This window comes from Marinobacter alexandrii (genome assembly GCA_039984955.1).
GTDB lineage: Bacteria > Bacteroidota > Bacteroidia > Cytophagales > Cyclobacteriaceae > Ekhidna.
Map to the genome: position 1 here is coordinate 2,692,226 of JBDWTN010000007.1, position 14,437 is coordinate 2,706,662.

At 37.4% G+C, this 14,437-nt stretch carries 16 protein-coding genes; 13 read left to right on the forward strand and 3 right to left on the reverse strand.

Annotated elements, in window-relative coordinates:
• Positions 1-51: 51 nt before the first annotated feature.
• The 13 genes from ABJQ32_18380 (at position 52) to ABJQ32_18440 (ending at position 11,296) form a co-directional block, all read left to right on the forward strand.
• Positions 52-525 (forward strand): YHS domain-containing (seleno)protein, encoded by a 474-nt coding sequence (locus tag ABJQ32_18380; GenBank protein MEP5291629.1) that lies wholly within the window; start codon positions 52-54, stop codon positions 523-525.
• 108 nt (positions 526-633) lie between these two features.
• On the forward strand, positions 634-1,713 hold the full coding sequence (locus tag ABJQ32_18385) for a metallophosphoesterase (GenBank protein MEP5291630.1): 1,080 nt from the start codon (positions 634-636) through the stop codon (positions 1,711-1,713).
• The gene (locus tag ABJQ32_18390) at positions 1,710-2,045 is read left to right on the forward strand and encodes a glycerophosphodiester phosphodiesterase family protein (GenBank protein ID MEP5291631.1); all 336 of its coding nucleotides are present in this window, start codon (positions 1,710-1,712) and stop codon (positions 2,043-2,045) included. The genes ABJQ32_18385 and ABJQ32_18390 overlap by 4 nt, the downstream gene beginning before the upstream one ends.
• A complete protein-coding gene (locus tag ABJQ32_18395) occupies positions 2,033-2,593 on the forward strand; it encodes a glycerophosphodiester phosphodiesterase family protein (protein ID MEP5291632.1) in 561 nt (186 codons plus the stop codon). Before ABJQ32_18390 ends, ABJQ32_18395 begins: the two co-directional genes overlap by 13 nt.
• A complete protein-coding gene (locus tag ABJQ32_18400) occupies positions 2,590-3,588 on the forward strand; it encodes an adenosine kinase (protein ID MEP5291633.1) in 999 nt (332 codons plus the stop codon). The genes ABJQ32_18395 and ABJQ32_18400 overlap by 4 nt, the downstream gene beginning before the upstream one ends.
• A gap of 63 nt (positions 3,589-3,651) precedes the next feature.
• Positions 3,652-4,998, forward strand: a complete 1,347-nt coding sequence (locus tag ABJQ32_18405; GenBank protein MEP5291634.1) for a pitrilysin family protein — start codon at positions 3,652-3,654, stop codon at positions 4,996-4,998.
• 20 nt (positions 4,999-5,018) lie between these two features.
• Complete coding sequence (locus ABJQ32_18410) at positions 5,019-7,094, forward strand: pitrilysin family protein (GenBank protein MEP5291635.1); 2,076 nt, start codon at positions 5,019-5,021, stop codon at positions 7,092-7,094.
• Between the two features lie 145 nt (positions 7,095-7,239).
• Positions 7,240-7,395 carry a 50S ribosomal protein L34 gene (gene rpmH, locus ABJQ32_18415; protein MEP5291636.1) on the forward strand — a complete coding sequence of 52 codons (156 nt, stop codon included), beginning with the start codon at positions 7,240-7,242 and terminating at the stop codon, positions 7,393-7,395.
• A 10-nt stretch (positions 7,396-7,405) separates the two neighbouring features.
• Positions 7,406-7,783, forward strand: coding sequence for a ribonuclease P protein component (gene rnpA / locus ABJQ32_18420; protein MEP5291637.1), 378 nt, complete (start codon positions 7,406-7,408; stop codon positions 7,781-7,783).
• Between the two features lie 94 nt (positions 7,784-7,877).
• The gene (locus tag ABJQ32_18425; protein ID MEP5291638.1) at positions 7,878-9,536 is read left to right on the forward strand and encodes a S41 family peptidase; all 1,659 of its coding nucleotides are present in this window, start codon (positions 7,878-7,880) and stop codon (positions 9,534-9,536) included.
• Positions 9,537-10,217 carry a tRNA (adenosine(37)-N6)-threonylcarbamoyltransferase complex dimerization subunit type 1 TsaB gene (tsaB, locus tag ABJQ32_18430; protein ID MEP5291639.1) on the forward strand — a complete coding sequence of 227 codons (681 nt, stop codon included), beginning with the start codon at positions 9,537-9,539 and terminating at the stop codon, positions 10,215-10,217.
• A gap of 4 nt (positions 10,218-10,221) precedes the next feature.
• Positions 10,222-10,731, forward strand: a complete 510-nt coding sequence (locus ABJQ32_18435; protein MEP5291640.1) for a DUF2480 family protein — start codon at positions 10,222-10,224, stop codon at positions 10,729-10,731.
• A gap of 7 nt (positions 10,732-10,738) precedes the next feature.
• On the forward strand, positions 10,739-11,296 hold the full coding sequence (locus ABJQ32_18440; GenBank protein MEP5291641.1) for a YfiT family bacillithiol transferase: 558 nt from the start codon (positions 10,739-10,741) through the stop codon (positions 11,294-11,296).
• 46 nt (positions 11,297-11,342) lie between these two features.
• On the opposite strand, the gene floA is transcribed toward ABJQ32_18440, so the two are convergent.
• From floA to proS, 3 genes are read right to left on the reverse strand one after another with little or no spacing between them, the layout of a single operon-like run.
• Positions 11,343-12,368 carry a flotillin-like protein FloA gene (gene floA / locus ABJQ32_18445; GenBank protein MEP5291642.1) on the reverse strand — a complete coding sequence of 342 codons (1,026 nt, stop codon included), beginning with the start codon at positions 12,366-12,368 and terminating at the stop codon, positions 11,343-11,345.
• Between the two features lie 4 nt (positions 12,369-12,372).
• The gene (locus tag ABJQ32_18450; GenBank protein ID MEP5291643.1) at positions 12,373-12,843 is read right to left on the reverse strand and encodes a hypothetical protein; all 471 of its coding nucleotides are present in this window, start codon (positions 12,841-12,843) and stop codon (positions 12,373-12,375) included.
• Between the two features lie 6 nt (positions 12,844-12,849).
• Positions 12,850-14,319, reverse strand: coding sequence for a proline--tRNA ligase (proS, locus tag ABJQ32_18455; GenBank protein MEP5291644.1), 1,470 nt, complete (start codon positions 14,317-14,319; stop codon positions 12,850-12,852).
• Positions 14,320-14,437 lie beyond the last annotated feature (118 nt).

Sequence of the window (14,437 nt, forward strand, 5' to 3'; positions counted from 1 at the left end):
AGAAACAAAAACAATCTATGTTGTAAGCTTGCATAATAAATAACCAAGACTATGAGAAAATTTGCATTTTTTGCCATCCCAACACTCTTCTTGTTGGGAGCGTGTTCTTCAGAATCGCCAGAAGAAAAAGATCCAGTATTCAATGAGGAAGGCATAGCTCTAGCTGGTTATGATCCAGTCGCATATTTTGAACAATCTGAAGCAAAAAAAGGAACGGATCAAGAAGTTGTAAACTATGAAGGGCTGAAATATTACTTTTCGAGTACAAAAAATAAGTTACTATTTGAGGAAAATCCGGAAAAATATCTCCCTGAGTATGGTGGATGGTGTGCTTTTGCCATCGCTGAGTCATCCACTAAGATGGAACCAGATCCAACCATGTGGCAAATACAAGATGGTAAGCTTCAGCTATTTTATGATGATTGGATGACTAACCTAACAGGAAACCTTAAGGAAGCCTGGAATGAAGATTCTATAGCATCTAAGATTAAGGCAGACGAAAATTGGCAAAAATTCGGCAACTAAAAATTGGTCACGAAACCTGCAGTATTAATTTTTCTTCTTATTGAATAAAATAGGACTTAATATTTTGCATAATTTCTAACTTGGCTGCTAGGTTTTTGAAATATTTTGATGGCCAAAAAAAACCAAATCAATACCAAGACTCTTTATAGGAAACTTGATAAAATTTACGATTCAAGTCCTACTCTTGATCTTAACTCAAGAGGAAAATGGGTTATTTTCTCAGATCTCCATATGGGAGATGGAGGATCCACTGATGACTTCAAAAGGAATTCCAAACTCTTTCAGAATGCGTTGGAAGGTTATTATCTTAAAAATAGACACACATTAATTCTCAATGGTGATGTAGAGGAATTGCAGCGTTTTCAAGTTAGTAAGATCGCGAAACAATGGGCATCAGTTTATAAGTTGTTCAATGAATTCAATGAAAGGGATGCTTTTTTCAAAACAATTGGTAATCATGATCTAGAGTTACAATTGATGAAAAATCTGCCTTTTAGCTATAAACATTATGAGTCGCTAAAGTTAAAATTTGAGGATGATTTTCTTTTTGTTTTTCATGGACATCAAGCCAGTAAGAAGTATCAACAGCATAATGAATTAATTGGCTTTACACTGAAGTATTTCGCTAATCCTTTAGGCATAAAGAGCTATTCCGTTTCGCACAGTAGTAGAAAGCAGTACAAAATAGAAAAGAACGTTTACGGTTTTTCTGCCTTCAATAAAGTCGTTTCGATTATTGGACATACACATAGGCCATTATTTGAATCATTGCATAAGGTTGATAGGCTAAAGTATAAAATAGAGCAACTCTGCAGAGATTTTTCAGAAGCTGAAAAAGATGATTTGAGTGAAATCAAACAGGAAATTAAGACACATAAAAAAGAACTGAAAAGATATTACAAGGAGAATAAAGACCACAGCTTTCAGAATTATGTCTACAATACACTATTTCATATACCATGTGTTTTTAATTCTGGTTGTGTAGTCGGTAAGCGTGGGATGACATGTTTAGAAATCGAGGATGACAAAATCAGGCTGGTACATTGGTTTGATAAAAAAATTAGTAAGAAGTATTTAAAGCAAAGTGGATATAAAACAGAAAGACTTGGCGATACAGATTTCTACAGATTGATTATGAATGAAGAGTCACTGCACTACATTTTCACACGGATTAAATTTTTATCATGAGTAAATGGCTCTTAGCATTTATCATTCTTTCGTATTCCTGTTCACAAAAAAAGAACTTATTGAATATCGAAATTCAAGGACATAGAGGAGCAAGAGGATTGGCTCCAGAAAACAGTATTCCAGGTTTTATTCTTGCGGTTGATCTTGGTGTAAATACATTGGAATTAGATCTTGTAGTATCTAAAGATAAAAAGCTAATTGTAAGTCATGAATCGTTCTTTTCATCGGATTTTTGTCTTGATACAATGAGCCGCCCTATTGAAGAGGATTCAATCATTAATATTTATCAGTTATCCTACTGCGATATCAAAAAGTTTGATTGGGGTCAGTAAGAAATCCAAGGTTCCCTGAGCAAAGACAAATATCAGTTTACAAACCCCTCTTACTTGATGTCATTGATAGCATAGAATCTTTTATAAGAGAGAATAGCTTACAGCCGGTTAATTATAACATTGAACTAAAGACCAAAGCAAGTACAGATACTTTATTTCATCCCGTACCCGCAGAATTTTCAGAGTTAGTATATGATTTGATAAGCGAAAAACAACTTTGGAATCGGGTGACTATTCAATCTTTCGATTTTAGAACGCTCCAGTATTTTCATGCCAAACACCCGGAAGTGAAACTCGCCTTGCTGATAGAGAATGAATTGTCATGGCGAAGTAATATTGATTCTTTGGGTTTCATTCCAGACATATACTCATCATATTATAGGTTACTTTCGCAAAAAAAAGTAGAAGAAATCCAAGGCAGTGGTATGAAAGTCATACCATGGACGGTCAATGAAATCTCTGAAATAAACAAAGTGTTAGCTTGGGAAGTTGATGGGATCATAACAGACTATCCTGATAGAGCCTTAAATGCAACAAATAGGAAATGAGTAAAAAGTATGATGTATGTGCCATTGGTAATGCTTTGGTGGATTATGAAATTGAAGTAGAAGATCAATTTTTCACTGAAAATGAAGTTGAAAAGGGATTGATGACACTCGTAGATGAGGATAGACAAAGAGTTTTACTCGGTGAGGTTGAAGGAAAAATAAAGAAGAAGCAAGGAGGAGGGTCAGCTGCCAACACTATTTTTGGATTAGCCGAATTTGGTGGAAAAGGGTTTTATACGTGCAAAGTAGCTGATGATTCTGATGGTGAGCTTTACGTCAATGATTTAGAGAAGGCAGGCATAGACTCGAATTTAGATTCAGAAACCCTATACAAAGGAACAACAGGCAAGTGTTTGGTTATGATCACTCCTGACGCAGAAAGAACCATGAATACCTATTTAGGTATTACTACGGATTTCTCAACAAAAGAATTAAGTGAGGAAGCCATAAAAGATTCAGAATATTTATTTATTGAGGGATTTCTAGTTTCATCTCCAACAGGCTTGGAAGCGATGAAGAAGGCCAAAAATGTAGCTAAAGAAAACAATGTGAAGGTTAGTCTAACTTTTTCAGATCCTTCAATGGTCAAGTACTTTAACGACCAAATGAAGGAAGTTGTAGGAGAAGGTGTTGATTTACTTTTCTGCAATATTGAAGAAGCTGAATTGTTTGCAGGAGTTAAAGGAATGGAGGCTGCTAAAGATGCAATTGGAAAGATTGCAAAAGAGTTTGTGATCACAAAAGGTAAGGAGGGTGCTCTTGTCTTTGACGGCACAGCTTACCATGAAATTGAGCCGTTCCCAACAAAGGCCGTAGACGCTACAGGAGCCGGTGATATGTTTGCGGGCGCTTATTTATATGGAATAAATAATGGTTTGTCGCATGCTCAAGCTGGAAGGTTAGCCAGTGCAGCAAGCTCAGCAGTAGTAAGCAAGTTTGGACCTAGATTGAATAGCAATCATATAAAAGAAGTTCTATCAAAAGTTGATCTGTAATTTTTTGATACTCAAGCAACTAATACTTTGACCTTAATAATTGTAAAACCCTAATATTTAAATATGCGAAACATACTAGTTTTAATCTGCCTGTTCGCGACACTTGGTGTATTTGCCCAGGAAAAGCGGATTGAATTTGTAGAGTATGATCTGGATAATGGATTACATGTGATTCTTCATCAAGACAATTCTACACCAATTGCTAACGTCTCTGTTCTCTATCATGTCGGTTCTAAAAACGAGCCAGAAGGTAGAACAGGCTTTGCCCATTTTTTTGAGCACTTAATGTTTGAAGGATCTCCCAACATACCTCGAGGAGAATTTTTCAAGATCATAGAAAGTGCAGGAGGTCAATTGAACGCGAATACTTCAAATGATAGAACATTCTATTTTGAGACCCTTCCGTCACATCAGTTGGAGTTAGGTCTTTACATGGAGTCGGAAAGAATGCTTCATGCAACAATTGATTCAACAGGTGTGGCGACACAAAAAGAGGTTGTGAAAGAGGAGAAAAGATTGAGAGTAGATAATCAACCATATGGCTCTATACTGCAAGAGACATTTTCAAGAGTATTTGAAGGTACTGCGTATGAGTGGACTCCAATTGGGTCTTTCGATGACATTGATGCTGCTACTGATGCTGATTTTAAAGATTTCTTTGAAACATTCTATGTGCCAAACAATGCAACACTTTCAATAGCGGGAGATATTGACATAGAACGAACTAAGAAGTTGGTAGCAAAGTACTTTGCTGAAATTCCTAAGGGGACTAAAAGTATCCCACGTCCAAATGTGGAAATGAAAAAGCTTGGTGATGTTCAGGCTGAAGTATTTGATAACATTCAATTGCCAGCTGTTATTCAGGCTTATCAAATGGCTGAGCAAGGATCAGAAGATTACTATGCGATGCAGATGTTAACAACATTACTTTCAGGTGGCCAGAGTTCTAGATTTCAAAAGGAGATTGTTGACAACCAGCAGCTAGCAGTTGCAGCTGGATCATTCCCATTTGCTTTAGAAGATGCAGGTGTATTTATTTCATTTGGTATCTTAAATATGGGGAACACTCCAGAAGATCTTCAGGCTGCAATGGATAAAGAAATTGAAAGGGTAAAAAATGAACCAATAGATGATAAGGAATTCCAGAAACTTAGAAATCAGGTTGAAAATTCATTCGTGTCTTCAAACGGTACCGTAAGAGGCATAGCCGAAAGCTTAGCAGATTATCATGTGTATTTTGGAGATGCAAGCCTTATCAATAGTGAAATTGATCGGTTTATGGCTGTAACCAAAGAAGATCTGCAAAGAGTGGCAAAAAAATACCTTGATCCTAGCAATAGAGTTCAACTGGTGTATCTACCTAAGTCTGCTCAGCAGAAGCCAGAGGATGAGAAGTTGGAAGATCAATAACCTTTTAAAGAGTAATAATTATGAAATTAAGAAATATATTAACTCTCATTCTGACCATTGGGATGATAGGCGCTTTTGCACAGGTGGATAGGAGTAAGTTACCAGAGCCGTCAACTCCACGACCGATTAGCATAGGTGATTACGAATCATTTGAGCTTAAAAATGGACTTAAAGTCTTCATTATTGAAAACCATAAACTTCCAAGAGTAAGTTATAACCTCATTCTGGATAGAGAGCCTATCATGGAAGGCGATAAGGTTGGATACCTGTCAATGGTTGGACAAATGATGAGAAGAGGTACGGAGACAAGAACTAAGGAGCAAATCGATGAAGAAATTGACTTCATTGGAGCTTCATTGGGTGCAGGATCTACCAGTGTGTTTGCCTCCGGGTTATCGAAATATAATGAGAAGATTCTTGAACTAATGACCGATGTTGCTTTCAATCCTACTTTTCCTGAAGAAGAATTGGAGAAGATCAGAAAACAGACAATATCTAATCTGGCTTCTAACAAAGAAGATCCAGGCGCAATTGCTGCTAACTTAAATTCAGTTTTGCTCTACGGGAAAGATCATCCATATGGAGAAATTCAAACGGAAGAAACAACGAATAACATCTCTATTGACGATCTAAAAGCATATCATCAGAAATACTTCAGACCGAATATTGCTTATTTGGCAATTGTGGGAGATGTAAATCCGAAAGCGATCAAAAAATTAGTGAAGACTTATTTTGGTAGTTGGGAGAAAGGTGACGTTGATATGCCGAAATATGATATGCCTAAGGCACCAGAAAAGAATATGGTTGGAATTGTAAACAGATCCAACGCGGTTCAATCGAACATTAATGTTACCTATCCAGTAGCTCTAGGAATTGGGTCAGAAGATCAAATCAAAGCCCGTGTAATGAATCAAATCCTTGGCGGATCAGGTTCTGCGAAACTATTCATGAACTTGAGAGAAGATAAAGGATACACTTATGGTAGTTATTCTTCTCTTTCTGCCGATGAATTGGTAGGGAGGTTTAATGCTAGCGCTGAAGTAAGAAATGAAGTTACAGACAGCTCTGTGGTTCAAATTTTTTACGAAATGGATCAAGTAAAAAATGGAAGTATCACAGAAGAGGAGATGAATCTTGCTAAGAATTCTATTTCAGGAAGATTTTCTCGTTCATTAGAACAACCCCAGACAGTTGCCAACTTCGCTTTAAATACTGCCCGTTATAATCTTCCAGAAGATTATTATGCGACTTATCTTCAAAAGGTACAAGCAGTAAGCAAAGACGATATTCAAGCAATGGCGAATAAATATCTGAAGACAGGTAGTGCTTACATTAATGTCGTCGGAAAAGCTGGCGAAGTAGCCGAGAGTCTAAAGCAATTTGGAGAAGTTACTTACTATGATACCTATGGAAATGAGGTTGATCCATCATTGGCAAAACTTCCTGCTGGATTGACAGCAAAGAAAGTAATTGATAACTATATCGAGGCTATTGGAGGAAAGGAAAAACTCTCTCAAGTCAAAAATGTAAAGATGGCTATGGAAGGTTCTGTTATGGGACAGTCTATGAATATGAGTATCTCTAAAATGTCTCCGAATATGTCATACACTGAGGTATCAATGGGGGGTAACGTGATGCAAAAAGTGGTGTTCGATGGTGAGAAAGGTAAATCTTCTGGAATGCAAGGAAATCAAGAAATGACTGGAGATGTCGCTTTAGATATGGCTATTTCTAATGCGATTGTTCCAGAGCTTTTAATGATCGAGAAAGAGATAAAGATGGAGCTATCATCAGTTGAACAGATAAATGGTAAAGATGCTTACGGTGTTGAGATTACAATGCCTTCAGGAAAAAAAGCAGTTAGATACTATGATGCAGAATCAGGCCTTTTTCTAAAAGAATCGAATACAATTGAAACACCTCAAGGGGCGATGACACTTTCAACAGACGTGACTGAGTACGGCGAATTTGGAGGTATTAAATTTCCTACAGCAATAAAACAACCAATCAATGCCCAAATAAAAATGGATGTAAAGGTTAAAGATGTTATTGTAAATGGAGAAATGGATCAGGCAGTATTCAAAATAACAGACTAAGAACTAAATAAAATAGTTTATCAAAATTTGCAGAGGGCAAGGATTTATCTATCTTTGCCCTCCGTTTTTAATGACGAAAGATTAATAGCATGAAATGAGGCCTTTTGGCTGAATTCTATGTGACCGCTGAAAAATAACTATACACATGAAAAGGACGTTTCAACCTTCAGTTAGAAAGAAGAAAAACAAGCACGGATTCAGGAAGAGAATGGAGAGTGTGAATGGGCAATCTGTAATTGCTAGAAGAAGAGCAAAAGGACGTAAGAGACTCACCGTTTCTGACGAAATCCATAAGAAGTAAATAGCGGCCTATGGGCCTTTCAAAATATAGTTTTCCCAAAAAGGAAAAACTTACCGGTAAGAAAAAAATTGAGGAACTATTTAAGAACGGTTCCTCTTTTTATTTAAATGACTTTCAAGTTCGCCATCTCCGTTCCGATCAAGAAGGACTGAATCAAATTCTTATTTCCGTTCCCAAAAGAAATTTTAAAAGAGCGGTTGATAGAAATCTTCTAAAAAGAAGAATCAGAGAAGCTTATCGTTTAAATAAAGATTTGGCAATCCGTAAGCATTCTCAAAGATCGTATTATATCGGTTTCATTTATCTTTCAAAAGAAATATTGACCTTTCATGATATTCAGACCCAACTAATAAAGTGTCTGGAACGTTTGGGTACTATCAACAAATGATTATTGTGTCAACAACTTAAGCAACAGAGAGCTTAAATTAGCGTTATTGACATCTTTGTGTCCTGATTAAGAAAGGGCTTTAACCCTGAATGATATGAGTAGAAAAATAAAGATTATCCTTCCCTCACTGGCAGTCTTAGTTTTATTGACAGCAGCTATAAAACCACCTACAGATAGATACTTCGAGATACTTAAAAATCTAGATATTTTCGCCACCCTTTTCAAAGAGGTAAATACACATTATGTAGATGAAATTAATCCAACAACTCTGATAAAGTCTGGAATAGATGAAATGTTGGAAACACTAGACCCTTACACAAACTATATAGCGGCAGATGATATTGAAACATATCGTATGATGACTACAGGGGAATATTCTGGTATTGGTGCGGTAGTAGAGCGTAAAAACGGGATAAGTACAGTCATTATGCCATACGAAGGATTTGCTGCATATGATGCAGGATTGAGAGGTGGGGATGAAATTCATGCAATAAACGGCATTTCGCTCGAAGGAAAATCTCAGGAAGAAGTTCGATTTCTAATGAAAGGACAGTCAAACTCAGAGATTACACTAACAGTCAAACGATTTGGGCAGACTAAAATGTTTGAAGTTCAAGTAAAACGAGAAAAAATTGCAGTGGATAGTGTTCCTTATGCCGGAATGGTCACTGACGATATTGGATACGTTCGCTTGACAAGTTTTACACAAAATGTTGGACGCTCGATTGGCATTAAAACCCTTGATTTAATAGAAGAAGGAGCACAAAGTATCATACTTGATCTTAGAGGAAATCCAGGTGGATTGCTTCATGAGGCGGTTAATGTATCTAATGTTTTTGTAGAGAAAGGCCGAAAGATTGTAACGCAAAAAGGAAAGGTCAGAGCCAATGATTGGACTTATAACACATTAAACGATCCTGTCGATCCCAATATCCCAGTTATTGTTCTTACAGATAATGGAAGTGCGTCTGCATCTGAAATAGTATCTGGACTTATGCAAGATTATGATCGTGGTGTTTTGATAGGAAGAAAAACATTTGGTAAAGGTCTTGTTCAAATTGAACGCCCCCTTTCATATGATGCCGTGGTGAAAATAACAACCGCTAAATATTATACACCAACCGGTAGGTGTATTCAGGCTATTGATTATAGTAATAGGAACGAGGATGGGAGCGTTGGAAAAATTCCAGACTCGTTGAAAACTGAATTTTATACACTTAATGGAAGAAGAGTTTTTGATGGAGGAGGGATAGACCCAGACGTAGAAGTGGAGAAACTTGAATTTGCCCCAATTACTAAAAGTCTTCTAAGGAGTGATCATATTTTCTATTACGCCACGGAATACTACTATCAAAATGAAGAATTAAATCCTACTAGTCCAAATGATGTGAGATTGAGTGATTCAGAATATACTGGTTTTGTAAAGTGGATGTCTGGAAGAGATTTTGATTACGTTACCAAGGTTGAGCAAGAAACGAAAAACCTGATCGAAATTGCGAAGCAAGAAAAGAAGTACAAACAGCTTAAAAGCTATTTTGATAACCTTGAAAAAGCTACAAAGCATAATAAAGATCAAGATCTAATCACTTTTAAAGAGGAGATTATAATGCTCTTGGAGCAAGAGATCGCTGGTCGCTACTTCTTTGAACGTGGTATTATAGAGTCTACTTTCGGCAAAGATCCAGATGTCCAGGCAGCAATTACTGTTCTCAATGATCCTCAGAGATATCAATCTATTTTAAACCCTAATTAATTGGCATTAATCCTAAGCATCGAAACATCGACAAAGGTGTGCTCGGTCGCTTTGCACCGTGACGGAGAGCTGCTCGCTAATCAGACTCACCAGATTGAGAAATCACATTCTTCTCTCCTGCCTGGGATTGGACTGAATATTTGCCAAGAAGTAGATATTAAATTCGCTGACCTAGATGCTGTGGCTATCTCATCAGGGCCTGGGTCATATACAGGCCTGAGAATCGGAGTTTCAACAGCCAAAGGGATTTGCTATTCACTCAATAAGAAACTCATTTCAGTCCCGTCTCTGAGCATCATGAGGGAGGCACTTCGAGGAAAGTTTGCAGGAGACCATCTACTTTGCCCAATGATGGATGCAAGACGAATGGAAGTCTATACGCAATTAGAGGATCAAAATGGTGAAATTGTGTGGGGTCTTCAACCAAAGATTTTGGAAGAATCGTCATTTGAAAAATTCACCCTACCTCTTTATATGTTTGGTGATGGGATGCCTAAGTTCAGAGAAATTGCTAGGCAGGATAACTTGATTTTCATTGATGATATTTTTCCAGATGCTATGAATATGGGACGGTTAGCATTGGATAAGTTTTTAAATAATGATTTTGAAGATGTGGCTTACTTTGAGCCGAATTACTTGAAAGAATGGCGAACTACAACACCAAAAAAGCAGTTGCTCTAGTTCAATGGATGAAATAATAAATAGAGTTGCTAAAAGCCCTTTGATCTCTTTAGATTTAGAAGAATATCTCCACAAAGGGGAATACGCGATTTTTGATATGAAAGAGACTTTGTATGAAGGCCTTGTTCTTCGAGAAAAAGATTTTCGCGCCTTCCTAAAAGAAAAAGATTGGGTTGGATATCAAGGTAAAAATGTTGGTTTGATCTGTTCAGCAGAAGCAATTGTGCCAACATGGGCATATATGCTTCTAGTTACTAAAATTAAAGAATTTGCTAATTCAGTAACCTATGGCGATAATGATTCAATCGAAAGAGCTTTGATTGATAATGCTATTGAGAAATGCGTATCAGAGAATGATTTTCGCGATAAAAAGGTAGTAATCAAAGGGTGTGGAAATGTGCGAAATGTAGAATACGCTTATACCGCAATCACTGAAAATTTATTTCCGCTAGTTAGTAGCCTTATGTATGGTGAACCATGTAGTACTGTGCCTATCTTTAAGCGAAAAAAATAATCACCCAGTGGATTTAGAATTGTTAAAATACCCTGTTGGAAAATATGAAGCTCCATCAGAAATCTCTGAAGATATATTCAATGAATGGATTGAGGTATTAGAGAGGCTACCCGAAAAAGTAAAAAAGCTTGTCGGGAATCTTTCATATGAAGACCTTGAACTTCAGTATCGGCCAGGAAGCTGGAATATCAAACAGGTAGTTCATCATTTGGCTGATAGTCATATAAATAGCTTTATCCGATTTAAATGGATTCTTACGGAAGAGAACCCAACCATAAAGACTTACAACGAATCAGAATGGGCAAAAACTCCTGATGCTGATAATGAAGAGATCATGGAGTCAATTAATATCCTCGAAGGCCTGCACAATCGAATGGTGATGATGCTGAAATCTTTAAAAGAAGAGCAAAAAAAGCGTACGTTCATTCACCCTGAATACAATAAACAATTTACGCTGGAGTGGATGCTTGGTTTATATGCTTGGCATAGTAACCATCACGTTGCTCATATAAAGCAGGCGATTGAAATGGAAGGTGAATTCACGCCTGAAAAAGTAAACGAATAAAAAAAGCCCTGAGAGATCAGGGCTTTCCTTTTAGGTTAGTTATAGTTTAGTCTTTTTTCTTGCCTGCTCCTTTTTTACTTCCAGATCCGGCAATAGAGCTTCTCATATCTGTATCAGCTTCAATATTCTGGAACTTATAGTAATCCATAATTCCTAAATTACCGCTTCGAAATGCTTCCGCGATTGCTTTAGGTACTTCTGCTTCTGCTAGAATTACTTTAGCCCTTGCTTCTTGTGCTTTTGCTAGCATCTCCTGTTCTTCTGCTACCGCCATTGCTCTTCTTTCCTCAGCTTTCGCTTCAGCTACTTTAAGGTCAGCAGAAGCTTGATCTGTTTGAAGTTTTGCTCCAATATTTGCTCCAACATCCACATCAGCAATATCGATCGAAAGAATCTCAAATGCAGTTCCCGCATCCAATCCTCTTTGCAGAACTAGTTTTGATATTTTATCAGGATTTTCAAGTACTTCTTTGTGTGAGGCAGCAGAACCTACGGAAGTAACAATACCTTCACCAACTCGGGCAAGGATCGTTTCCTCACCTGCACCTCCAACCAATTGTTTAATATTTGCTCGAATAGTCACTCTTGCTTTAGCAACTAGTTGAATACCATCGGCAGCAACAGCAGCTACTGATGGCGTGTTAATCACTTTTGGATTTACAGAAACCTGAACAGCTTCAAATACATCTCGTCCGGCAAGGTCAATAGCAGTTGCTTGCTTAAAGGTTAGGTCGATATTTGCCTTATCAGCTGAAATTAATGCTCGAATAACCTGAGGGACATTACCACCTGCTAGGTAGTGAGCTTCCAATTCTTGAGTTTTTAGTTGTCTTTTAGTTCCACCTTCATCATCCTGAGTCATTAGACCAGCTTTGGTTGCAGTAATAAGTGAGTTTACTACAATAGAAGGAGGTACTTTTCGGATTCGCATGAAAACCAACTCAAGTAGACCTACGCGTACACCTGAGAAGATGGCCGTAATCCAGAGGTTGACCGGAACAAAGTAGAGGAAAATAAAAAAGAGGATGATACATCCAACAACGATTAAGACTAGCATTACACTGCCACCCATGATTTTAATTTTTTACAGGTTGTACAAAGATTTTTGATGACTCAATTCTTAAAACTTGAATTTCCACATTTTCACCGACAAAACCACCATTGGATCGCACTTCTATTTCATGGTCATCAAACATTGCTTTGCCTACTGGCTTAAGCGAAGAAATAGTCATGCCTTTATCATTAACTTTTACATCAACTTTAAAGTCGTCATTATACTTTCCAGAAACAGATCCTTTAAGAGAAAATCGCTCCCAAGACTTACCTTTAAAAGCGATGACCAATGCAATTACGTTAACAATTAAGACAGCTAGGAGGATAATCGTTCCAGTCGCTGCACCATAGGATTCATATCCAAGATAGATGCCATAGCCGGAAAAAATAAATCCAAGTATTCCGACAACTGTGGTGCCGGGCACAAAAATTACTTCAGCAATAATTAAAAAGGTGCCAAGTAAAATAAGTCCAGTAATTGTCATCCACTCCATAATCTTCTAGTAGGCTTTAGCAAATAAAACTCGACCACTCGATGGTTTACCTGTAAAGATACAAGTTCCTTCTTCCTTTTGCTGATCAAGAGGAATGCATCTGATAGTAGCCTTCGTTTCTTCCTTGATTTTATCCTCAGTCTCAGAAGTACCATCCCAATGAGCATAAACAAACCCCTCATCTACTAGCTTTTTGAATTCATCATAGGTGTTAGCTTCCTTAGAATTCTTCTCTCTAAAAGTTTTAGCCTTATCGTAAATGCTTGTTTGAATATCCTCTAGTAAATCCATCACCTGATCCACAACATTATCAATGGGATGGAAAGATTTTTCTTTCGTATCTCTTCGAGCTATTTCAACAGTACCTTTTTCAAGATCTTTTGGCCCAATTGCTAATCGAACAGGAACTCCCTTCAATTCATATTCAGCAAACTTCCATCCTGGTTTATGAGTATCTCTGGTGTCGAACTTTACTGCAACACCCTTATTTTTCAATTCTATTACAATAGGAGCAACTACCTTTTCTATTTCTTCTAATTGCTCATCTTTGAAATAAATAGGTACAATAACTACCTGTATTGGGGCAAGTTTTGGAGGCAATACCAATCCATCATCATCTGAATGAGCCATAATTAATGCACCCATTAATCGAGTGCTTACACCCCAGGATGTCCCCCAAACTAATTCTTCTTTACCCTCTTTGGTTGCAAATTTTACATCAAACGCCTTCGCAAAATTTTGTCCAAGAAAGTGAGACGTTCCTGCTTGCAATGCTTTTCCATCTTGCATCATAGCCTCAATACAGTAAGTGTCTACAGCACCAGCAAAACGTTCGCTCTCTGTTTTTACTCCCTTAATAACAGGCATTGCCATAAAATCTTCAGCAAAAGTTGCATAGACATTCAGCATTTGATTGGTCTCGTCTACAGCTTCTTGTTTAGTAGCGTGAGCAGTATGTCCTTCCTGCCAAAGAAACTCAGCAGTTCGAAGAAATAATCGGGTACGCATCTCCCAGCGCATCACATTTGCCCATTGATTAATTAAAAGTGGTAAGTCTCTATATGACTGAATCCAATTTTTATACGAATCCCAAATTACAGTTTCAGAGGTAGGTCTGATAATTAGTTCTTCTTCAAGCTTAGCTTCTGGGTCTACTACGACTCCCTTGCCGTCTTCATCGTTTTTCAATCGATAATGGGTAACTACAGCGCATTCCTTAGCAAACCCTTCGACATGATCCGCCTCTTTACTGAGAAATGATTTGGGAATAAGCAGAGGGAAATAAGCATTTTCGTGACCTGTGTCTTTGAACATTTGATCAAGGGTCTGCTGCATTTTTTCCCAAATAGCAAAACCATAAGGTTTAATCACCATGCACCCTCTGACGGGTGAATTTTCTGCTAATCCTGCCTTTTTTACAAGTTCATTATACCATAATGAATAATCTTCCGAACGAGATGGAATTGCTTTAGCCATTTACTATTAGTTCTTTTGGTATGGAGTTTGCTATTTACAGACTATAAATTCTGTAAGGATCGCAAATATAGCGGAGCAATCGAACAGACACCCTTAGAGAATCGTTTAATTAAAAAAA